Source organism: Streptomyces sp. NPDC030021 (assembly GCF_055574035.1).
Map to the genome: position 1 here is coordinate 115,839 of NZ_JBVIAH010000004.1, position 21,055 is coordinate 136,893.

At 72.0% G+C, this 21,055-nt stretch carries 20 protein-coding genes and 2 pseudogenes; 10 read left to right on the forward strand and 12 right to left on the reverse strand.

All coding sequences use genetic code 11. The features are described from left to right. Nucleotides 1-33: 33 nt before the first annotated feature. Nucleotides 34-1,230: pseudogene (locus tag ACZ4YL_RS09365) on the reverse strand (cytochrome P450 family protein). 196 nt (nucleotides 1,231-1,426) lie between these two features. Between ACZ4YL_RS09365 and ACZ4YL_RS09370 the strand changes: the two are divergent. After that, a complete protein-coding gene (locus ACZ4YL_RS09370; RefSeq protein WP_468115004.1) occupies nucleotides 1,427-2,971 on the forward strand; it encodes an FAD-binding oxidoreductase in 1,545 nt (514 codons plus the stop codon). Between the two features lie 12 nt (nucleotides 2,972-2,983). Next, nucleotides 2,984-4,243, forward strand: coding sequence for a trypsin-like serine peptidase (locus ACZ4YL_RS09375; RefSeq protein WP_468115005.1), 1,260 nt, complete (start codon nucleotides 2,984-2,986; stop codon nucleotides 4,241-4,243). On the opposite strand, the gene ACZ4YL_RS09380 is transcribed toward ACZ4YL_RS09375, so the two are convergent. Both ACZ4YL_RS09380 and ACZ4YL_RS09385 read right to left on the reverse strand, forming a co-directional pair. Beyond that, nucleotides 4,194-4,592 carry a hypothetical protein gene (locus ACZ4YL_RS09380; RefSeq protein ID WP_468115007.1) on the reverse strand — a complete coding sequence of 133 codons (399 nt, stop codon included), beginning with the start codon at nucleotides 4,590-4,592 and terminating at the stop codon, nucleotides 4,194-4,196. The genes ACZ4YL_RS09375 and ACZ4YL_RS09380 overlap by 50 nt on opposite strands. Before the next feature lie 100 nt (nucleotides 4,593-4,692). Beyond that, a pseudogene (locus tag ACZ4YL_RS09385) lies at nucleotides 4,693-4,895 on the reverse strand (IS5/IS1182 family transposase); the annotation flags it as partial. A gap of 355 nt (nucleotides 4,896-5,250) precedes the next feature. On the opposite strand from ACZ4YL_RS09385, the gene ACZ4YL_RS09390 reads away from it, so the two are divergent. The 4 genes from ACZ4YL_RS09390 (at nucleotide 5,251) to ACZ4YL_RS09405 (ending at nucleotide 8,484) form a co-directional block, all read left to right on the forward strand. Next, nucleotides 5,251-5,982, forward strand: a complete 732-nt coding sequence (locus ACZ4YL_RS09390; RefSeq protein WP_468115009.1) for an alpha/beta fold hydrolase — start codon at nucleotides 5,251-5,253, stop codon at nucleotides 5,980-5,982. Between the two features lie 103 nt (nucleotides 5,983-6,085). After that, nucleotides 6,086-6,283, forward strand: coding sequence for a hypothetical protein (locus tag ACZ4YL_RS09395; RefSeq protein ID WP_468115011.1), 198 nt, complete (start codon nucleotides 6,086-6,088; stop codon nucleotides 6,281-6,283). Between the two features lie 244 nt (nucleotides 6,284-6,527). Next, entirely contained in the window at nucleotides 6,528-7,205 is a 678-nt protein-coding gene (locus ACZ4YL_RS09400) for a serine hydrolase (RefSeq protein ID WP_468115012.1), read from the forward strand. 58 nt (nucleotides 7,206-7,263) lie between these two features. Beyond that, entirely contained in the window at nucleotides 7,264-8,484 is a 1,221-nt protein-coding gene (locus ACZ4YL_RS09405) for a beta-ketoacyl-[acyl-carrier-protein] synthase family protein (RefSeq protein WP_468115014.1), read from the forward strand. A 619-nt stretch (nucleotides 8,485-9,103) separates the two neighbouring features. On the opposite strand, the gene ACZ4YL_RS09410 is transcribed toward ACZ4YL_RS09405, so the two are convergent. Further along, on the reverse strand, nucleotides 9,104-10,579 hold the full coding sequence (locus tag ACZ4YL_RS09410; protein WP_468115624.1) for a YVTN family beta-propeller repeat protein: 1,476 nt from the start codon (nucleotides 10,577-10,579) through the stop codon (nucleotides 9,104-9,106). Nucleotides 10,580-11,010: 431 nt separating this feature from the next. Between ACZ4YL_RS09410 and ACZ4YL_RS09415 the strand changes: the two genes are divergently transcribed. Beyond that, nucleotides 11,011-11,481 carry a hypothetical protein gene (locus ACZ4YL_RS09415; RefSeq protein WP_468115016.1) on the forward strand — a complete coding sequence of 157 codons (471 nt, stop codon included), beginning with the start codon at nucleotides 11,011-11,013 and terminating at the stop codon, nucleotides 11,479-11,481. Between the two features lie 64 nt (nucleotides 11,482-11,545). Continuing rightward, nucleotides 11,546-12,127 (forward strand): dihydrofolate reductase family protein, encoded by a 582-nt coding sequence (locus ACZ4YL_RS09420; protein ID WP_468115018.1) that lies wholly within the window; start codon nucleotides 11,546-11,548, stop codon nucleotides 12,125-12,127. A gap of 270 nt (nucleotides 12,128-12,397) precedes the next feature. On the opposite strand, the gene ACZ4YL_RS09425 is transcribed toward ACZ4YL_RS09420, so the two are convergent. Beyond that, the gene (locus ACZ4YL_RS09425) at nucleotides 12,398-12,589 is read right to left on the reverse strand and encodes a hypothetical protein (protein ID WP_468115019.1); all 192 of its coding nucleotides are present in this window, start codon (nucleotides 12,587-12,589) and stop codon (nucleotides 12,398-12,400) included. Between the two features lie 225 nt (nucleotides 12,590-12,814). On the opposite strand from ACZ4YL_RS09425, the gene ACZ4YL_RS09430 reads away from it, so the two are divergent. Further along, nucleotides 12,815-13,258 (forward strand): hypothetical protein, encoded by a 444-nt coding sequence (locus tag ACZ4YL_RS09430; RefSeq protein WP_468115020.1) that lies wholly within the window; start codon nucleotides 12,815-12,817, stop codon nucleotides 13,256-13,258. A 438-nt stretch (nucleotides 13,259-13,696) separates the two neighbouring features. Here ACZ4YL_RS09430 and ACZ4YL_RS09435 read toward each other — a convergent pair whose 3' ends face one another. After that, the gene (locus ACZ4YL_RS09435) at nucleotides 13,697-13,924 is read right to left on the reverse strand and encodes a hypothetical protein (protein ID WP_468115022.1); all 228 of its coding nucleotides are present in this window, start codon (nucleotides 13,922-13,924) and stop codon (nucleotides 13,697-13,699) included. Nucleotides 13,925-14,620: 696 nt separating this feature from the next. On the opposite strand from ACZ4YL_RS09435, the gene ACZ4YL_RS09440 reads away from it, so the two are divergent. Then, complete coding sequence (locus tag ACZ4YL_RS09440; RefSeq protein WP_468115023.1) at nucleotides 14,621-15,343, forward strand: scabin-related ADP-ribosyltransferase; 723 nt, start codon at nucleotides 14,621-14,623, stop codon at nucleotides 15,341-15,343. Nucleotides 15,344-15,616: 273 nt separating this feature from the next. Here the strand turns inward: ACZ4YL_RS09440 and ACZ4YL_RS09445 are convergent, their stop codons facing one another. The 6 genes from ACZ4YL_RS09445 to ACZ4YL_RS09470 all read right to left on the reverse strand — a co-directional run bounded on the left by ACZ4YL_RS09445 (nucleotide 15,617) and on the right by ACZ4YL_RS09470 (nucleotide 20,935). Further along, entirely contained in the window at nucleotides 15,617-16,753 is a 1,137-nt protein-coding gene (locus ACZ4YL_RS09445; RefSeq protein WP_468115025.1) for a phage tail sheath family protein, read from the reverse strand. A gap of 120 nt (nucleotides 16,754-16,873) precedes the next feature. Beyond that, entirely contained in the window at nucleotides 16,874-17,353 is a 480-nt protein-coding gene (locus tag ACZ4YL_RS09450; protein ID WP_468115027.1) for an ATP-binding protein, read from the reverse strand. A 66-nt stretch (nucleotides 17,354-17,419) separates the two neighbouring features. Then, nucleotides 17,420-18,370 (reverse strand): ornithine cyclodeaminase family protein, encoded by a 951-nt coding sequence (locus tag ACZ4YL_RS09455; RefSeq protein WP_468115028.1) that lies wholly within the window; start codon nucleotides 18,368-18,370, stop codon nucleotides 17,420-17,422. Next, entirely contained in the window at nucleotides 18,367-19,500 is a 1,134-nt protein-coding gene (locus tag ACZ4YL_RS09460; protein WP_468115030.1) for an aminotransferase class I/II-fold pyridoxal phosphate-dependent enzyme, read from the reverse strand. Before ACZ4YL_RS09460 ends, ACZ4YL_RS09455 begins: the two co-directional genes overlap by 4 nt. Beyond that, nucleotides 19,497-20,147: a helix-turn-helix transcriptional regulator gene (locus ACZ4YL_RS09465; protein ID WP_468115031.1), complete on the reverse strand. Its 651-nt coding sequence runs from the start codon at nucleotides 20,145-20,147 to the stop codon at nucleotides 19,497-19,499. The genes ACZ4YL_RS09460 and ACZ4YL_RS09465 overlap by 4 nt, the downstream gene beginning before the upstream one ends. A 395-nt stretch (nucleotides 20,148-20,542) precedes the next feature. Beyond that, nucleotides 20,543-20,935: a hypothetical protein gene (locus ACZ4YL_RS09470; protein ID WP_468115032.1), complete on the reverse strand. Its 393-nt coding sequence runs from the start codon at nucleotides 20,933-20,935 to the stop codon at nucleotides 20,543-20,545. Nucleotides 20,936-21,055 lie beyond the last annotated feature (120 nt).

The following is a 21,055-nucleotide window of genomic DNA, read 5'->3' on the forward strand; positions in this document are numbered from 1 at the left end:
CCGGCACCCCTCAGAGCGGGGTGCGCCCGGCGCTCACCAGCGCAGCGGCAGCCGCGTCACGCCCCGCATCAAAGGGCCCGGGAGCCAGTCGGGCGAGCCCGCGTCCGGGTCCCCGGCGAGGTCCGGGAAGCGCTCCAGCAGGGCCCGGACCGCGATGCGTCCCTCCATGCGGGCGAGCGGGGCGCCGAGGCAGAAGTGGATGCCGTGACCGAAGGCGAGGTGGCCCGGGCCGGTGCGGCGGATGTCGAAGACGTCCGGCCCGGGCTGCGCGAAGCGCGCCGGATCGCGGTCCGCCGCGGCGAGGGCGACCAGGACGGAGGAGCCGGCCGTGATGGTGACGCCGCCCAGCTCCAGGTCCGCGGCGGCGAAGCGGTACGTGGCGTGCTGGACCGGGCCGTCGTAGCGGAGTATTTCCTCCACCGCCCCGTCGATCAGCCCGTCCGGGTCGGCGCGCAGCTCGGCGAGCTGGGCGGGGTGCGCGAGCAGGGCTCGTACGCCGTTGCCGATCAGGTTGACGGTGGTCTCGTGGCCCGCGACCAGCAGCAGGAAGGCCATCCCGATCAGCTCGTCCGGGGAGAGCCGGCCGCCGTCCTCGTCGCGGGTCCGGATCAGGGCGCTGAGCAGGTCGTCGCCGGGATCCTAGGCCTTGACCGCGACGAGTTCGAGGAGGTACGCGGTCATCTCCTCCACGGCCCGGGGGTCCGCGCCGACGCCGTCGAGCGGGGCGACGATCTCGCCCGACCAGTAGCGGAAGCGCTGCCGGTCCAGGCCGGGGACGCCGAGGAGTTCGCAGATGACGGTCATCGGCAGCGGCACGGCGAAGGACGCGATCAGGTCGGCCCGGCGGTCGGTCTGGGCCGCCATCGCGTCGAGCAGCTCGTCGGTGATCTGCTGGACGCGCGGGCGCAGGGACTCCACGCGGCGGGCGGTGAACTCCCGGGCCACCAGGCGGCGCAGCCGGGTGTGATGGGGCGGATCGGTGTCCAGCATGCTGGTGGCGACGGCCGGGACGGGCGTGGTGCTCGTGAACAGCTCGGAGCCGAGCCAGTTCTTCGACAGCCCAGGATGGGTGAGGGCCTGCCGGGCCTCCTCGTGGCCGACGACCAGCCAGGTGAGTTCGCCGCCCAGCACCAGCCGGTGGACGGGGCCTGCGGTGCGCAGCGCGTCGTAGAAGGGGTACGGGTCGGCGTTGAACGCATCGGCGTGCGCGCTGAGATCCACGAGGGCCATGGGGGCAGCGTACGGCGGCCGTTCGCGGGTCGCGGAACGAATTCGGGGGGCGCCGATCGCGGGGCGCGGATCACGGATCGCGGTACGGCCATAGGACAAATCGGACCGTTTCGGCTGTGCGCCGTTCAGGGGGCACCCCGGTGCGTGTGGGACCCGCCTGCACGAGTATCGGCCCGGGCGGTGGCAGGAAGGAGGTATGAGCCTCAATCGCCGCCAAGTCCTGGGCAGCGCGGCCGCGGCCGTCCTCGCCACCGTCGGGGCGGCGGCCCGGACCCCGGACTACGGCGCGCTGGCACGCGGGATCGACGGGCGCCTGGTGCTCCCCGGGGACCGGGACTACCCGGAGGCCCGCCGGCTGTTCCAGCCCCGGTACGACCCCGTCGCCCCGGCCGCGGTGGCCTATCCCTCGCACGCCGGGGACGTGGCCGTCTGCCTGGACTTCGCCCGCCGCTCGGCCGCGCCCGTGGTTCCGCGCGGCGGCGGGCACAGCTACGCGGGCTGGTCCACGCGATCCGCCGGGCTGGTCGTCGACACCGGCGCCATGGCCGCGGTGTCGGTCGAGGGCGGCGACGGCGGCGATCGCGATGGCGATGGCGACGTACGGATCGGCGCGGGGGCCCGGCTCGGGGACGTGCACGCGGCCCTCGCCGGGCACGGCCGATCCGTCCCGACCGGCCTGTGCCCCTCCGTCGGCATCGCCGGACTCACCCTCGGCGGCGGCCTGGGCCTGGCCTCGCGGGCGTACGGGACCACCGCCGACCGGCTCACCGGGGCCCGGGTGGTCACCCCCGACGGGATCGTCCGCGAGGTCTCAGCCGACCGGGAACCGGAGCTCTTCTGGGCGCTGCGCGGCGGTGGCGGCGGCAACTTCGGCGTGGTCACCGAATTCCGCTTCCGCACACACCCGGTCGGCGCGTGCGCCTACGCCGAACTCCACTGGCCCGGCGGCGACTCCGCGGCCGTGCTGCGCGGCTGGCAGCGCTGGCTGGCCGGGCTGCCGGACCCGTTCTGGAGCCAGGTGGAGTTCACCGTCGAGGTGAGCGCCGGGGCCGGGGCGGCACCACCGGCGGTGCGGGTGGTGTGCCTCGACGGGCGCCAGGAGCTGGAGCGGCAGTTGACCCGGCTGTCCGACCTGGTCGGCGGGGCGCCGCGGGACAGCTGGATCGCCGTACGCAGCCACGAGGACACCGTCCGGGCCATGTCGGGCTGCCTGGAGCTGAGCCCCGCGCAGTGCCGGCTGCCGGGCACGCTGCCGGGCCGGGACCCGCAGGGACGGCTCGGCCGGGACTCGTACGCCGCGCGCTCCGACTTCTGGGCGGGCGGCGGGCTGCCGGACGCGGCGATCGGCGCGGTCCTGGACGCCCTGCGGCGGTACGGGACGAGCGTGCCCCGGGGCGGCCTGGGCGTGGTCCAGTTCGACGGGGTCTGCGGCGGTGCGCTGAACCGCGTCCCGGCCGGCTCCACCGCCTTCGTGCACCGCGACAGCGCCTTCCTCGCCCAGTACCTCGTCTACTGGCCCGAATCCGCACCGGCCGCCGAGGTGGCCCGGCACGAGGGCTGGCTCGACGGGCTCTGGCAGGACCTGCGCCCCTGGGCGAGCGGCCGCGCCTACCAGAACTACACCGACCCCAAGCTCACGGGCTGGCGCGAGGCCTACTACGGCCCGAACCTCGCGCGCCTGCAGGAGGTCCGGCGTGTCTACGACCCGGACCGGCTCTTCCGTTTCCCCCAGGCTCTTTAGGGAGTGTCCGGCATGCGACGTACGTTGACGATGGCCGTGGTGGCGGCCGCCCTGCTGGCGCCGGCAGGGCCGCCGCTGTCCGTGGCCGCGGCCGCGGCCGCGGCCGGGAGCATCGCCGCACCGGTGGCCGTCGGCCGCTGGTCGGCGCGCGAGGCGCAGTCCTTCTGGACCGCCGAACGGATGGCCTCCGCCGCCCCGTTGCCGCCCGTGCCGCCCGAACTCGTGGATCCCGCACCGCCCGAGCTGCCCGAACCGCCGGAGCCGGCCGAACCCGTCCAACCGGCCGAACCGGCCGTGCCCGCCGAGCCCGCCGAGCCCGCCGCGGAGATCCCGGTCGCCACGCCGACCCCCGTCGTGACAGGGCTCCCGGTGCCGTCCGCGACCCCGGCCGCCACGCCCACACCCACACCCACTGCCACACGCACACCTGGTGCCGTTCCCACGCCCACCCGCGCGCCATCGGCTCCGCCCCCGCCCCCGACCCCGACTCCGGCTCCGCTTCCGGCCCCGGCGCGCCCGGCCGTTCCACGGCTGCCGGCCCTCACCCCCGGCATCGGGCAGAACTTCGACGGCATCCCGGTCGCCGGCCGGATGTACCTCGTCAAGGGTGGCGGGGCCTACTTCTGCACCGCGAGCGTGGTCTCCTCCCCCGGCCGTAACCTGGTGCTCACCGCGGCGCACTGCCTGCTCGGCTCCGACACCCAGCAGGTGGCCTTCGTACCGCAGTACACGCGGGCGAAGCCGCAGCCGTACGGCATGTTCCCGGTCCTGCGGGACGCGGGCGGACGCTCCAAGATCTGGATCGACCCGCGCTACCTCTCCCAGGGCGTCGACCGAGCGGCCGCCTTCGACGTGGCCTTCGCCCAGGTGGGTCCGGACTCCCGCGGCTTCCCGGTCGAGGCGGTGGTCGGCGGGAACCGGCTGGTGACCGGTGCCGGTTACGCGCACGCGCGGGTCACGTTGATCGGCTACCCCGCCTCCGCCGCCCGGCCGCGCGTGTGCGTCAACCGGACGACGAAGTTCACCAGTGCCGATGCGCGGATCCCGGGATCGTTCCTGCGGATCAACTGCACCGGCTATCCCGGCGGGACCAGCGGCGGTCCGTTCCTGACCCACTACGACGCGCGCACCGGGACCGGTGACGTGGTGGGGGTCATCGGCGGCTGGAAGACCGGCGGGGACAAGGCCGACACCTCGTACAGTTCCTACTTCGGCGCGGACATCAGGAAGTTGTACGAGAAGGCGGTTGCCGGGGCGAAGGCGCGGCGGTGAGCACCCGCACCCAGCGGGTCCGGCGCGGGTTGCCGACCGTGCGCGGTGTCACCGGAAGCCCGTCGTCGCCGCCCAGCGCGTCGGCGGGCGCGAGGCCGAGCCGGCGGCGCAGGTCGGCGAGGGCCGCATGGACGGGCGCGAGGACCACCTCGGCGCCCGGGTCGACGGAGGCGAGCGCGTACGCGGTGGTCTCGATCGCCTCGGCGGCGTCCTCGGCGGCGGTCCGGCTCCATCCGCCGGGCGCGCCGGTCCCCCAGGTGGCGATGGTGTCGTAGAGGTGGCAGGCGGCATCGGCCACGGCGTCGGCGCGTTCACCGACGCCCGGCGCCGCGATGGTCGGCAGTTCCATGCCGGGTCAACGAGCCGATTCCGCCCGGGGTGCGTACGGGCGGACACCGAGGTGCTGAAGGGTGTTGCGGAAGGTGCGTTCCGGGCAGGCCGGGGTGGGGCTCAAGGGCAGCCGCGGTGTGCTCGGCACGGGCCCGTACCCGCCGGTGTTCCGCGCAGGAGGGGACGTACGATCAGCCCGGTGCCCAGGTGGGCGCCGTCCGCCGTCCGCGATCACCGTCGCTACGGCCGCCAAGGCTGGCGGGTCCGACTCGCGCCAGGCATGGGCATCGGCCTGACGACCGGTAGTTGGGGGAGGAGACGCCGACCTCCGCCAGAGGCAGGCACCACGGCCGACCGGGCCGCTCCTACCCTGCTCCCGCAACACCCCACCCACACAAGGCGAACGCCCAAGACTGAGCCTTCTGCCCCCCTACGCGGCTGGCGCGGCCCGGTGGAGCGCCGGGCGGCGGTGTGCGAGACCACGGTGGCCGCGCCCGCGAGTGCCAGGCCGCTGGGCCCCCGCCGTCATCGATCTCACGGACGCGCACTCGTTCTGTCACCCGGACGGGGCGGTGCAACGCTCCGTACGACGCGGCAATCGCCAGTTGCATTTCCCGGTCTCAGAGGCGGACCGCCCGCCAGTAGAGTCGGTCCGGAGACGCGGATCTGGGGGACTCATGGCGGCTACGGATGTACCACCCATCGTCTTCGTACACGGGACGCGGTTCAGCGCGGGTCAATGGAGCCCACAGCTCACCGCGCTCCAGGAAGACTTTCGAGTGGCCGCCGTTGACCTACCGGGCCACGGCGCGCGCTCTGCTCAGCCCTGGAGTCTGGACGCGGCGACGGAGATCATCTCTTCTGCGGTGGACTCACTCGACCGCGGACCCGCTCTGGTCGTCGGGCACTCGCTCGGCGGATACGCCTCGCTGGAGTTCGCGCGACGCTGCCCGGAGCAGCTGCGGGGGCTGGTTCTCGCGGGGGCCAGCGCCTCGACGAGTGGTCCGTGGGCGACGCCGTATCGGTGGATCGCCGGGCTTGTCCCTCGTATACCGGCGGACTGGTTGACCCGCTGGAACGACAGGCTGCTGCGTCGGCTCTACTCTCCCGAGGTGGTGAACGCCACCATCCGCGCCGGCTACGCCTTCCACACTCTGCCGGCCGCATGGGGCGAGGTACTGGGCCGCTTTGACGCGGATGCGATGCGCCATGTGTCGGCTCCCGTGCTCATCCTGAACGGCGAGAAGGACACCGTCTTCCGGTCCGGCGAGACGGACTTCGTCCGGGCTCATCCGCACGCCCGCATCGAACTGATCCCGCGGGCGAGACACCTCGCGAACTTCGACGATCCGGATGCCTTCACGGATGCCGTCCGCCGCTTCGCCCTGCACATACCTGCTCGCAGCTGACCGTGCGCCCCAGCAGGGGGCAGGCCACCCGAGGCGGCCGCTCCAAGGGGAGACGCCGCAGGCTCACGACCTCGCGAGATGGCTGCGGCGCCTGACGGCCGGAATGACCTTGCGCGACCTGGAGCAGCGCTTCACGTACCAGCGCACCCAGTGGGGGCAGTTACGCCGCGGGGAGAAGGTCATCCCGCTGTGGCTGCTGAAGGACGTCGTACGCGCCCGGGTCCCCGAGTCCCGTCTCCAGAGCCGCGTGCTGGACGAAGGCCGCGGTCTGCGACGCCCGCCGGGGCCGGATGAGGGCTGAGCGTGCCCTGTTGCGGGTCGGGACTCGTGACGATGCTGCTCACCATGATCGGCTCGCTCCAGGCGCGCTGCGAGAGCCTCGAAGCGGCCCGACAGGCGGTCGAGGCCACCAACCCTGCCCAGGACGACGTCCTCGCCGAACTACCTGGCCGGCATCGTGGCCGACCGGACCCGGGTCCTGGGCCCTGGCCACACCGAGACCGCCTCACCCGCTACCAGTACCGGAACTGGCGCGGTCAGGCCGGATGGTGGCAGCGGCTGCGGCGCACCGTGCGGGCACGGAGTACGAGACCCTCATCACCCGTGAGATCTGCGCCCCCTTGGGCATGACCGACGCCGTCGTGACGGTGGACGGCACCCGCTCGCAACGCTCCGCGCAGGGCCGCGCGCACCGCGGGCGCGCCGCCGCACCGTGGCACCTCGCCGGCCTGGCGGGAGCGGGAGGCCCGCATTCGACGGCGGCCGACCTGGTGGCCTTCGTACGGGCCCAGCTGGAACGCGGCCCCGCGGAGCTCGCCGAGGCGATCCGCCTGAGCCGTGCGGTCGAGCACCGCCCTCGTCGGGTTCGACCCGGTAAAGCGGCTCGCCGTCATCGCCCTCGGCAACACCCGGCGTCCGGTGGACGACCGGGCTCGCTGAACCTGCCCTGGCACCAGCTCCGCGACAACAGCGTGTTCGGCAAGCTGGAGTCCGCTTCCAACGGCAAAGAGCTCCGCATCCGCCACTTGGACCTCTCCGGCTCCATTTCCATCCATGTGTACACGCACCCGAACCTCACGGTCCGCCGTGCCGCGGGCCGGAACTCGCGCCCGTGCACCTCAGACGAGCGCGGTCCTTGTGCGCTGATCGCCATGACCGAACCCTACAAATTCATGATCATGAATCGATTGATCATCCCGCTCACGAGTCAAGCCCGCGCTTGACACAGTGGTGACACAGCCAGTCCGACCGACTGTGAGATCACTACAAGGGGGAACCGTCATGGGTACGGGCATCACCGGAGTTGCCGTCACCGGCCTGGGGGCCACCACCCCGCTCGGCGGCGACGCGGAGACCACCTGGCAGGCGATGCTGCGCGGCGAGAACGGCATCCGCGCCATCGAGGAGGAGTGGGCCGCGTCCCTCCCCGTACGCATCGCCGGGCGGGTGCGGCAGGATCCGGCCGAGGTGCTGGACCGGGTGCAGGCGCGGCGCCTGGACCGCTGTGAGCAGCTCGCTCTGGTGGCCGCCCGTGAGGCGTGGGCGGACGCGGGGCGGCCGCAGGTGGATCCGGAGCGGCTCGCCGTGGTCATCGGCACCGGGACCGGCGGGGCGCTGACCCTGCTCGGGCAGGACGACGTCCTGGAGGCCTCCGGCGTGCGTAAGGTCTCCCCGCACACCGTTCCGATGCTGATGGCCAACGGCCCGGCGGCCTGGGTGTCCATCGAGCTCGGCGCACGCGGCGGCGCCCACACTCCGGTCAGCGCCTGCGCTTCCGGCGGGGAAGCCCTGTCGCTCGCTCTGGACCTGATCCGGCTCGGACGGGCCGACCTGGTGGTGGCCGGAGGTACGGAGGCCTGTGTGCACCCGCTGCCGCTGGCCGGGTTCGCGCAGGCCAAGGCCCACTCGACGCGCAACGACGACCCGGCGGCGGCCTCCCGTCCCTTCGACACCGGCCGCGACGGCTTCGTCATCGGCGAGGGCGCGGGGCTGGTGGTCCTGGAGCGGGCGGAGTTCGCGGCCGCGCGCGGGGCACGGGTGTACGCGCGGCTGGCGGGGGCGGGGGTGACCTCGGACGCCCACCACATCACCGCCGCCCATGCGCCGGGACAGGTACGCGCGATACGGACGGCGCTGGCGTCGGCCGGGCTCTCCCCCGCGGACGTCGCGCTCGTGTACGCGCATGCGACGTCGACGCAGGCAGGTGACCTGGTGGAGGCGCGGTCGATCGCCGAGGCGATGGGTACGCACGCCGCGGTGACGGCGACCAAGTCCATGACGGGGCACCTGTTCGGGGCGGCGGGCGCGGTGGGGGCCATCGCAGCGGTGCGGTCGGTGTACGAGGGGGTGGTCCCGGCGACCCGCAACCTGCAGTCCCCGGACCCGGAGGTCGGCCTGGACGTGGTCGCGGGCGGCCCCCGCCGGATGCCGGTGACCGCCGCACTGGCGAACGCCTTCGGCTTCGGCGGCCACAACGCCGCCCTGCTCTTCACCTCCGCCTGACCGTATCCCCGGCCGGCGCCCGGCCGGGGGCACCGCCCGCCATGACGCCGCCCGCCGGAGCCGGAGCCGGGCCGGGGTGACGGGCCCGGGCCCGGGCGCCCGGGCGCCAGGGGCCAGGTCACCCTGGATCGCACTCGGCGCCTCACCGCTGCGGCCCTCGCGACCGTGGCCGGCCCCCCACGCCCTACTCATCGCGGTATCCGTCCTCGCCAGGGTGATCTCCTTCGCTCCGGAACTGTGGATGCTGCCGTCGCCCTCGCTGAACGCCTGGTACGGCGCGGCCAGCCGCACCAAGCCGTCGTTCACCTCCGCGATCGCCTGGACGGGCCGAAGGTGGTACGCGGGTAGCTCCTGCGCTGACCGACTTCCCCATGGAGTGCCCGCGGTTCCCTCTCTTATCAGGGGTTGTCAAGAGAACGTGCAGGTCAGCGCGAGTTCGGCCGTTGTGGCAAGTGAGTCACGAAGCGCTCTGATCGGTGGTCCGGTCGGGTGCGAACGGTCGGTGGAGGCTTTGGGCGGCGGGCCGTGGTGCGGGGTCGTGTGGTGTGGGGGTGCCCCGGCGCCCGTGGCCCGGAGGGCGGGTGGTGGGCGCCGGGGCGTTCGTCATGCAGGTGTGTGGTTATCGGGGTCCGGGGCGGTGGCCGAGGTTGGGGCGGCCGTGGCCGGGCTTGCCATGGTTGGGTTTGCCGTGACCGGGCTTGCCGGGTTTGCCGTGGCCGGGCTTCCCGTGGTGCGGGGGCCGGGGCTTGGGTTGCTGCTTCCTGTCGATGGTGGTGGTTGCGGTGGCGGTGCCGGTGGCGGTGGTGCCGCCGCCGGTGACGGTGGCGGTGTTGGTGACCTGCTTCGGCGCGTGGGGGGCGATCCGGACGGTGAGGGTGAGGGGCGGGTAGCCGGCGCCGGGGGCGAGGATGTCGCTGCGGGTGCAGGACAGCGGGGTGAGGGTGCAGGTCCATCCGGTGCCGGAGAAGCTGACCGGGGTCAGGGCGGCGGGAAGGGTGTCGGTGAGGGTGACGGTGCTGCCGTCGGTGGGCAGGTCGCCGGTGTTGGTGACGGTGAGGGTGTAGGCGCCCTGCCCGCCCCGGGTGAACGTCCCGCCCGCGGTGAGCTTGATCAGCGTCAGCGCCGGCGCCGGCCGGGGCACGACCCCGATCGCCACCCCGAACGGGAGGTCGCCGACGGGGACGGTGGTTACGACGGTGTTGGTGGCGGTGTCGATCACGGACACCGTGTCGTCGTTGGCGTTGGTGACGTAGGCGCGGGTGCCGTCCGGCGACACCGCCACCTCTCGAGGCGCATCGCCGACGGGGACGGTGGTTACGACGGTGTTGGTGGCGGTGTCGATCACGGACACCGTGTCGGCGTCGGCGTTGATGACGTAGGCGCGGGTGCCGTCCCGCGACACAGCCACCCCTTGGGGGGCATCGCCGACGGGGATGGTGGCGACGACGGTGTTGGTGGCGGTGTTGATCACGGACACCGTGTCGGCGCTGTAGTTGGTGATGTAGGCGCGGGTGCTGTCCGGCGACACCGCCACCCCGAACGGGTAGTCGCCGACGGGGATGGTGGCGACGACGGTGTTGGTGGCGGTGTTGATCACGGACACCGTGTCGGCGTCGGAATTGGTGACGTAGGCGCGGGTGCCGTTCGGCGACACCGCCACCCCGATGGGAGCATCGCCGACGGGGATGGTGGCGACGACCGTGTTCGTCGCGGTGTTGATCACGGACACCGTGTCGGCGCCGAAGTTGGTGACGTAGGCGCGGGTGCCGTCCGGCGACACCGCCACCCCCAGGGGCTCAAGGCCGACGGGGACGGTGGCGACGACCGTGTCGGTCGCGGTGTTGATCACGGACACCGTGGCATCGGTGCGGTTCGTGACGTAGGCGCGGGTGCCATCCGGCGAAACCGCCACTCCCCACGGCGCATCGCCGACGGGAACCGTGACCGCCACCGTGTTCGTCGCTGTGTCGATCACCGACACCGTGTCATTTTGGAAGTTGGCGACGTAGGCGTAGGTGCCGGGCGGCACGGCCTGGGCGGGCTGCGGGGCCACCATGGGCAGGGCCAGGCCGGCCACTAGGACGAGACCTGCCACCAGCGCCCGCAGCAGCCCACCCCGCCACGAGCGACGCACTCGAAGACCAGGCGGCGCCGACGACGGGAAGGCCTCCTGCGCGCCCACCCCCCTCACGGTTTGACAGATAGTCACAGCAATCCTCCCGACCGGGCTGACAGAACGGGACGGATTATGGCAGTTCGCCACATTCGGTATGGCGGGGACACGCGACCGCCCCGACCATGGGCCGGGGCGGCCGCCTGGACGTTCGTGCGCCCCACCGAGACCGCACCCGGTCCGGTGCCGACTGAACCGGAGGATCCGGGGCACGGAGGCGGGCGACTGGACCCAGGCACGGTGAGCACGACGGGCCGGGAGGGGCACCCTCCGCCGACAATCACTCGGCAGGGGGGATCGCTCAGGAATTCGTCGACCCGGCGCAGGTTGGCGCACCCACAACGCTTACGCACATGCCGTACGTGCCTGACGATCCGTCGGAAGAGGTGCTGACGCTGCTCGAGGAGGAGCTGATGCGACGGCTGTGCGAGACCGCCGGCCTGAGGCTGGTCCGCCATACGGGCAGCGTCATCGCGGCGACCAGCGGGGCGGCGGCGATCGGCGATCGGCGACCTGAGGCGTGGCAGCCGGTGTCAGCAGCACTCATCCGGCACAGCGGCTCAAGGAACTCATCGGCCTCGCGCCGATGCGGCTGGCCTGCACCTACCGCTTCGCCGCCACCGTGTTCGCGATCAACCCCGCCGGACCGGTCGACTGGGGCGACCTCGCCGGTGGCGCAGGCCCACTTCGACCAGGCCCACTTCGGCCACGAGTTCCGGGCGTTCACCGGGCTCACGCCGACCCGGTACGTCGAAGTCCGGCGGCGGTTCCTGCGCGAACATCCCGGCCACGCGCTGGACGGCCGGCCGCTGCCGGCCGATTGATTTCTTACAAGAGCGACAGCTCACGACACGCTAATTTGGGCCACCCAAAGCAGAGGAGAGCCCCGTGGGCAAGGTGGTCATGTACAGCTCGGTGTCGGTGGACGGCTTCGTCGCGGACGAGAACGACCAGCCCGGACCGCTGTTCGACTGGTTGTCCAGCGGTGACGTCCCGTTGGACGAGAGCGGCGAGCTGAAGGTGTCGCAGACGTCCTACGACTACACCCGGCCGTACTGGGACCAGATCGGAGTCACGATCGTCGGCCGCCACGTCTTCGACCTGACGGACGGCTGGGACGGGAAGCCGCCGGGCGGGATCGACCACGTGGTCGTCGTGACGCACCGGCCGGAGCCCGAGGGCTGGGACCCCGAGACGCCGTTTCACTTCGTCAACGGCATCGAGGCAGCCGTGGCCAAGGCGCAGGAGCTTGCGGGTGACCGCATGGTCGAGGTCGCCGCTGGCGACCTCGGTGGCCAGGTGCTTGCCGCGGGCCTGATCGACGAGGTGCGCATGGACGTCGTACCCGTCGTGTTCGGGTCCGGCAAGCGCTACTTCGGGTCGGTCCACGCGCAGCACCTGTTGGAGGATCCTGACGTGGTGATTCAGGGCAACCGGGTGCTTCACCTGCGCTATCGGGTGCGCCGTTGACCGATCTCATCGACGAAACTCGCCACCGACGCCGACCTCGAAGACGCCGTCGGACGCCTCCCCACCGATCAATAGGGCACCGCCGACCTGGGCGAACTCAAACGGGTGTACCTGGTTGCACGAGTCTTACCGACGCCCCGAAGCCCGCGAACGCGGCTTCGGAGGAACCGCCAGACAGTCCGCCGCTACGTGGACACCTCCGAAACGGTACTGCTGTGCCCGCAGCAGTACCGATCCCAAGGCTGGGTGATTCGGATGTCCTGCAGGCAGTCACCGGGCCTCGTCGCTTCGTACATTTCCCCGGTACGTCACTGCGTCGGGGCCGATACCCAGGGCGGTGAGAAGGGTGTTGATCGCGGCTTCGCCGTCCTCGGTGTCCTTGAGGACGGACACGATGGTGTCCTTCAAAGGGCCGGTGTTCAGCCGGTAGAGAGCGAAGTGGATCCTCCTGATCTGGACCATTGCCACATCGACCTCGGAGAGCTCTTCCCAGCCGTGCTCGATCAGCTACAAGCTGAGGAATAGCGCACAGTCGAAGTACTGCCTCTCCACCAGTAGCTGTACTCCTGAAGGGTGACGCAGAGCCTTTCCGACCCTCTGTCGCACATTGGCGGGGAAGGAATTCGCCTGGCTCAAAAGATCAGCGGCGGCCCGCGCGGGCGCCGCACGTCAGAAGTGGAGTCGGCCATGGCACCCGTACCGAACGGCACCTACACGATCACCCTCCCTCCCGAGCAACTGCTCACGCTGCTGGACGGGGCGTCGGAACCCAAGACACCCGTTGTCCTGCTGCCGCCCACCGGCAACCCCGGCGAGCAGGAATGGCAGCTGGAGAGACTCAGCAACGGCAACTACACGATCCGCAATCTCCGCAGCGAGACCTATGTCTCCTACGACGGCGACCCCGAGACGAACAAGCCGGTCGTCGGATACCCCGAGCCCCGCGAGTGGGCGCTCTACCAGAGCGACCGGCCGCACACCTTCCACGTCGTCGTCCCCGGAGGCCCCGTCGACGGCGAGGAGCTGGCCCTGGACCTCAGCCTGCTGCGGATCTTCCCGCCCCGTATCGCCCTGAGGCCACTCGACGTCAGCAACGGGCGCCAGGCATGGACCTTCCAGTTCATGGAGTAGAGGCGTGAACCGGGTGCCCGGGTCGGCAACCGACCCGGGCACCGCCCCGAAAATGCAACCCTGCCCACAACAGCCGCTTGCCGGGTGACAACAAGCCCGATTCTGTGTCAGCTGTCGTACTTCGGCTCAGAAGTACAGGGAATTCAACTCATCTCCTGGTCGCCGGCTCCCGCGTCATGGGCGTCGAACAGGCGCTGCGCGTATCCCGGGGGAGGTGGACTCTGGGGCGGCGCATGCGGCCGTCGTCGGCCGTGCCGATGGGGGCGCTGTAGCCGAACCGGGCCAGGTCGCCACTGTGATGCCCGTGCCCGTGCCCGCGCTCGTGGCGGCCTCCTTGCGGCGGCGGCCGCGCACCACGGGCTGCCGGCGGGCCCGCACGGCCGTGTCGATCCGGTCCGTGACGGCCTTGCACCCGTGACGGGGTTGCCCCAGCCTGATCTACGACCCGGCCGCCGGGCCGGCCACCGTCGTGTGCAGGGCGCTCTTCTCGTCGTCCGTCGTCGTGGCAGTCCGCCCGACCGCGGAGCGCCGTGTGGCCGCGCGGTGGGACAGGTCGGTGCAGCGGATCCCGCCCGCCGGGTGTGACGCGGCGGTGCCGCGCAGGCCGGCCGGCCAGGCCGGCGTCAGACGCGGGCCGCCCGGTCCCGCCCGCAACCGGTCGATCACCCGCGCCTCGCCCGGTACGGCGAGCGGCGGTGCGCCGGGTGCGGCCAGGTGCTTGACGGTCAGTCCGCATGTGCCTGCCGACAGGGCGTCGAGCGCGTCGGCGTCCTCGTCGTTGGACCAGCCGGACAGGCGGTCCTCGGCGTCGTCGGTCAGGAGCAGGTGCGGGTCCTCCAGCCGGAACCGGCGCGTCCCGCCCTTGGTGCCGGCGCGACGACCAGGGCGGCGGACGGTATGCCTCCGCGAAGAACGCGATGGCCGCGCGTGCCCAGTCGGCGGGCGAAGGCGGTCAGGCCGTGCAGGCCGTGCAGGCCGGTGACGGACACGGCGGTTGCGGTCACCGAGCCCGTGACCGCAACCGCCGTGACCTGCCCCGGGAGTCTCAGCCGGCCCGCTCGAAGGAGAGGTTCGCGTCAAGGAACCATCTGAGCCGACAGCACTCAGCGGCGAATTTGGTCTTGCTTCTCCTGCTCGGCCCCCGGGGAGAGTCCGACGGGCCGGTAGGGGGCGGAGTGCCGGGCGGGCTGTGTGGCCACACCTGGCGTTGCGAACGGGAGGGTTCGCCGGGCCGGCACCCTGGGCCGGGTGGGTGGGTCTCGCGATGCCACCGGGTGATGGTTGCGGACAAAGGTCGGTTTCGTCCGAATTCCGGCTAATAACACTGAGTCCTGTGCACCGAGTGAAGAGGTTGTGCCACCCGTGTTGAAGACCGCATTCCGGATCGCTTCCGCCACCGTCCTGGCCACCGTCTCGTTGGGGTTCGGCTCACCCGCCAGCGCCGCGGCGGACCCGTACCCAGGTACCCCGCAGCAGATCCGTGACACCGGCCCCTGCGGCCCGACCGGCGCCTACCGCGCGTCGGAGTGGACGCAGACCACTACGGACCCCGGGATCCGACCGGAGGTGGACCTCGCCGCGGTGCGGGAGGCCTGGTACTGGCGGCACGACGGGAACACGCTGTGGCGGGGCGACACGCGGGACCCCCAAGCGATCTTCGCCAGCGGCTTCGCCCCGCGGGGCACGGAACTCACCCCGCTGGCGCAGTGGATCACCGGGGGCGCCGGGCAGCAGAACGCCGCGCACGTGAGCACCAGTTGTGAGCGGTGGGTGGCGCAGGAGTTCGCCACGGGGGGCGGGAACGACGGCTGGGTCTACGCGATCCAGGCTCCCGGCGGGATCGACGTCAATGCCACCGCGCGGCAGACCGGCATCCAGTCGCCCTACCTGTGGAACAAGGAGATCGACTTCCCCGGCGGCATCGAAGGCAGGTTCATCGAGGGGGCCTGCCAGTACCACTTCGTCGGCAACGACCCGCAGACGAACGACAGGATCTACCGGAACCTCGGCTGCGTGACGAACAGCGACTTCCACCCGATCCCGAGCAAGCACAAGGAAAAGGAACCGGCCGGCGCGCCGCATTGATCTGATCGTCGGCGGGAGCCGTTGCCGCACCGGCCGTTCGCCGTGACGCGCAGCGCCAGGTGGTGACGAGGCGCAGACCCTCGACCCCCCGGCGCTGCGCGCTTTTGTCGGGCAGCGGCCGCACTCTCCATTCCCCTGTCCACCTGCGCCGTCCCGGTCGGGGCGACGAACCCGCGCCTCACCACGCGGTCCGTGCCGCGTACGCCTTGCCGCACTCAAGGCTGGTCTGGCCCCGGCGGCGGGCCGCGTTGTGCTGGGTGCCGACCGCCGGGTCTATTCGGCGGCAGGCTGCTGAACGATGAGGATGCTGATGAACTCTGCGGGCCGCAGGGCAGCGAAGCCGACCTGGATGGAGAGGTTGCCCTGCGCCGTGTCTGGCGGGTTGTTGCTCTCGTCGCAGATCACGTGGAAGGCATCCTCCGGGGTCTTTCCGAGGAGTGCGCCGGTGCGCCACTGACTCGTGAGGAAGGACGTGACGTTCGCGCGGACGGTGGCTCGCAGCGTCTCGTCGTTTCGCTCGGAGGCGGCCCAGCGGGTTTCGCTGCTGATCGACGCCGTGAGGTGGCCGGCGAGGCGCCGGACGTTCAGATAGCGCCAGTCACTGTCCTGGGAGAGGGTACGGGCGCCCCAGATCAGCGTTCCCTGGCCCGGGAAGGCCCGCAGGCAGTTCACGCCCATGTGGTTCAGCGCGCCCTGCTCGGCAGCGGTGAGTCTGCGCTGCAGCCGCGTACCCCCGCGGAGAGCAACATGGGCCGGCGCCGTGTGATCACCGCGTTCGGCGTCGGTCCGTGCCCAGGTACCCGCGATGTGCCCGCAAGGCGGTATCAGCCGGGACTCCCCCTGGCTGACGCCGCGCACCGACAGCCAGGGGTAGTAGACCGTGGTGTGCTGCGCCTCCTCCTCGTTCAGACCGAGCAGCTTCGGCAGCGCGGCGGCGTCGGCGTCCTTGGCGGTGTGCAGGAGGGCCATCCGGTTGGGAGCCGTCGCGCAGTGGCGGGCGAGAACCCTCGCGATCGCCGCGCCGTCATCCCCGCCCTCCCACAGGTCCGGGGTGACCACGATGTTCACCTCAGGGTCCAGGGAAGCCAGGGCCGCCTCGTATCCCGCGACCGAGCCGTCTTGTCCGGCGCCCACGATCCAGCAGGCGCCGCCTCCGTTGGCGAACCAGCCGGACAAGGCGTCGGCCAGATAGGGCGATCGCGATCGCGCCGCACCCGATCCGTCGGCCCACTTGTCCTCATCGGCCGTCGACGTGTCCTCGTTGGCCTCTCTCCACGTCGTGATCCTGCGGGGCTCGCCCGCTTCCAGACGGGCGACGAACGCGGCGATCGACGTCGGGGAACCGGACACCAGCCGAACTGCACTTGTGGGCAGCTCGTCGGTGGCGAGGCCGGGTGCACGGTCATTCATTCAGGCTCCTTGCAGAGAGAACGGCGGCTTCGGCCGGACATGGCCGTGCCACGCCGCGATCTCCCCGTCGGCGTCCAGGGGCGGGCGGAGGCCGCCGGCCTCGGAGGGATCGGTCCGTGTTCAGCCGGCGGCGGGGAGGACTGCCCAGTAGGTGACGGTGTGTGCCAGGACGCGGGTGCCGTGGGCGCTTGCCAGCAGGGCGATGATGCTCACGCCGCGACCGTGTTCTTCCGGTGCGCAGCTGGTGGTCCAGGTGCCCTCGTCGTCGGCGGGGCCGCCGTCGCCGACTTCGATGCGCAGTGCGCCGTCGTTTCCAGGGCGCTGGAGGTGGAGGGCGACGGGGGGCAGGGCGTGTTCGACGGCGTTGGTGACGAGTTCGGAGACGACGAGCAGTGCTTGGTCGATGGTTTCGTCGTCCACGTCCCATCCATCGAGAACGGTGCTGGTGATGCGGCGCGCTGTGCCGGCGGACGCGGGATGGTGCGGGAGCTTCCAGACGCAAGGGTGCGAGTCCGCCCGTGCGTGGGTGGCGGGCTGCTGCGGGACGGGCGTCGGGCCGGCTGGGGAGGGGGCCGTTTCGGTGTCGGTGCTGGCGTCCATGGCAGGGTCCTGGCAGTGGGGGGTGTGAGCGGTGTCGGCGATGCTCCGCCTGTCCGGCTGCGGTGGTTACCGTAGGAGCTGATTGAGGACGGCCGAGGCGAGTGCCGCGTCGAGGGCGCCCACACCGGTGAGGTCGGCGACCGTGATTGCCGTTTCGGAGCGGTCGGCGGGCGTTTTCAGGAGCAGGCCGGCGGCGATGTCGCTGTCCGGCGCGGTGGCGCCGGCGCGGACGGCGTGGCCGAAGTCGCCATGGTGGAGGCACTGGGAACGGTCGTCGGTTGCGATGAGCTGGGCGCGGTGGAAGAGCGCCGGTGGCAGTTCGTTCTTGTGGGGCATGTCCGTGCCGATGCCGGTCACGTGGGTGCCCTCGGGCACGTCGGCGGCGTCGAGGACGGGTGCTGTCGCCGGTGTGGTGGTGATGATCATGTCGGCGCCGGCGGTCTGCCGTGCGGAAGCGGGCCGGGCCGGCAGGCCGTTCTTGTGGAGTTCCTCGCACAGGGCTGCGGCGTTGTGCAGGTTGCGGCCGTGGACGAGTATCTGGCTGATGGGGCGGAGTTTGGCCAGCCAGACGGCCTGGAGGAGGGCCTGTTCGCCGGTGCCGAAGAGGCCCAGGGTGAGGGCGGTGGGCCGGGCCATGGCATGGGTGACCAGTGCGCCCGCGGCGGCGGTGCGCCAGGCGGTGAGCAGGCCGCGGTCGTTGAGGATGGCCCGTATCTGCCCGGTGTCGGCGCTGATGACGCAGACCAGGCCGTGGTGGTGGGACGGCATGCCGGCGCCGGGGCGGCCGTAGAAGCCGGTCGCTATCTTGACGGTGAAATCGGTGGCGCCGGTGATCCAGCCGGCTTTCACGTGGCAGTCCCCGTTGGCCTGGGGGAAGTCCATGTGCAGGGGCGGCGGGACGCTGGTGCGGCCTTCGGCGTGGGCGATGAGAGCGTCACGGACGGTGTCCAGAACCATCCGGGAGGTGGCGGCCGTCTCGATGGCGCCTGTGTCGAAGACGGGCAGGGTCGTCGTCATCGGCGTGTCCGCATCCACTGCGCGAAGGCTGCCAGGCCTTCTTCTGGGCGGTGCCGGCCGATGCCGATGCGGAACCGGTCGGGCGGGGTGGCGGTGAGTTCGGAGCGGTAGATGCTGGCGGGCAGCAGCAGGACGCCGGCTTCCTCCACCAGGCGGGTGCAGAATTCCTCCACCCCGTCGGGGCCGAGGTAGCGGGGATAGGCGACACACCCACCGTCGGGGGCCTGCCAGTCGAAGTCGTCCGCGAACTCGGAGAAGAACGACTCGAACGCCGGCAGGTTGGCCGCGATGAGCGCCCGGTTGCGCCGCAGGATCGGCTCGCGGGCCTTGAGCGCGATGCGGGCCAGGACCTCGCTGGGGGCGGAGTTGCAGATGGTGGTGTAGTGCTTGGCGCGCTCCAGGCGCGAGAGCAGTTCACGGTCGCGGCAGGTGATCCAGCCGATGCGCAGCCCGGGCAGTCCCAGGGATTTGGACGTCACGTTCAGGGACAGGGCGCGCTCGGACAGGTCGGCGGCCTGCGGCAGGATGCGGGCGGCGTCGCGTTCCAGGCCGCGGTAGACCTCGTCGCTGAAGAGGTGGATGCCACGCTCGTCGCACAGGCGGGCGAGCGCTGTGAAGTCGGCCGCGTCGATGACTTTTCCGGTGGGGTTGTTGGGGAAGTTCACCGACACGACGCGGGTGTTCGGCCGGAGCGCCGCCGCCACTTCGTCGAGGTCCAGGGCCCAGTTGCGGTCCGGGTCGAGGGCCACGCCGGTGACCTCGCACAGCGCCATCGGCACGGTCTCGGCGGCCTGATAGTTCGGGGTCACCACCACGGCGTGGTCACCGGCGTCGAGCAGGACGTTCATCGCGAGGTAGAGGGCTTCCTCGGCTCCCGCGAAGCAGATCACGTCGTCCGCGCCGGCGTTCTCGTACATCTGGGCGATCACCTCGCGCAGGGCCGGGTCGCCGAAGGTCTCGGTGTATCCCAGGGGCAGGTTCTCGAAGGCCTCACGGTCCTTGTCGTCGGCCAGGGAGAGGAGCTCGCCCAGCGTCATGGTCTGGACGTCGGAGGCGGTCAGGTGGTGGCGGGCGGTGAACTCCCAGCGGGAGAAGTACGTTTCCAGCCGGAAGTCGGGCAGCCTTGTCATGGTCGGTCCTTCGTGTTCGGTGATCTGAGTTCGGCGAGCAGGCCGTAGACAGTGGAACGGGACACCCGCAGGGCGCCGGCGACGACGGGGGCTGCGCGGCGGACCGCGAACACCCGGGCCTCCTCCAGGCGGCCGAGAACGGCCAGGCGGTCCTGGCGGGTCATGCGCTCGACGGGGCGCCCCGTCTCGCGGACGTAGCCGCCGATGATGTGCTGGATGCGCTCGGACCAGTCCTGCTCGAACAACGGCTCCGGGCGCTGCACCGTGGGGGCGCCGAAGGCGGACAGGACCGCGGCGGCCTGTTCCAGCGGAGTGCGGTCGAGATTGATGCACAGCACCGCCGACGGCCGGTCCTGCGGATCGCGCAGGACCGCGCTGACCGATGTGAGCCGGCGGCCGTCGACGAGCAGCTTCTCGTACGGCCCGAACACGTCCTGTGCCGACGGTTCGAGATCATCCAGCTCACCCAGCAGCGAGGGGTCTCCCACGCCGCGGGAGGTCATCGGATTCCAGATCCCGAGGACCCGGTCGGTGTCCGGATCATGCAGGACGACCTCCGCGTACGGGCCGAGCAGCAGCGCAACAGCCTGGGCCACCGGCGCCCACAGCCGCACACGAGCATCTTGCGGGTCTTCAACATTCCCCATATCTGGACTATAAATCCAGACTGGACAGAAAGTCCAGGACGCGCGCCGCGGCACGCCCGCCCGTGCCGGGGGCAGGCTCAAGGGACAGGGCCGAGACGCCTGACGGGGTGCGGCCCCGAGGCAGGCGACAGGCCTCCCCGCCTGCGGGGCAGGCAGCTGCGCCTGCGGCGAGGCGAAGCGAGGCCGGTCGTAGCGGGACCCCGGGGGGGCTCGGGGGGCTCGGGTCGGCGGGCGCACCACGGCCTGGTCCTCGATCTCGCGCGGCACGGCGCAGGCGAAGGCGGAACCGTGCGCGGTCGGATCGGGCCCGTGCGCTGCGGCCGGGGGCGAAGCGCGCTGCCTGCGCGATCAGGGGGGTGCGGTGGCGGTGGCCACGGTGAGGGTGGTGTCGGAGCTCATCGCTGGGTCCGGCGGGTGAGGCGGGCGCGGCGGGCGCGGCGGGCGCGGCGGGCGGCGGAGAGGTCGAGTACGCCGTCGGTGGTGGTCCGGGGCGGGCTGTCGAGATCGGCGGCGTGGCTGCGCAGCATCGAGACCAGGTACCGGCCTGCCGACGGGGTTTCGGCCGGGATGCCCCGGTCGAGGGCGGCGGCGAGCACGGTGGCGAGCTCGCGGGTGTGGCGGGCGAGCGCGTCGGCGGCGTACCGGGCGGCCTCGGCGGGGCGGTGGCGGCGGGTGAGCTGCTGGGTGAGGAGCGCGGTTGCATCCGCTGCAACTCGGCCAGGGAAAGCCTCGCGGAGGCGGGTCCACCCTCCCGAGGCGCACGGTCCACCGGCGAAACGTCGCTGCACACCCGCAGTCCGTCCCCGGGCGAGGAGCAAACCCCCGCCCGTGGAAGCCCGCAGCCCACGCGCCGAAGGCGCGCCGCGGTCCGAGAGGAGCGCCTCCCGCGCCCCCTCAACCGGTGGTTT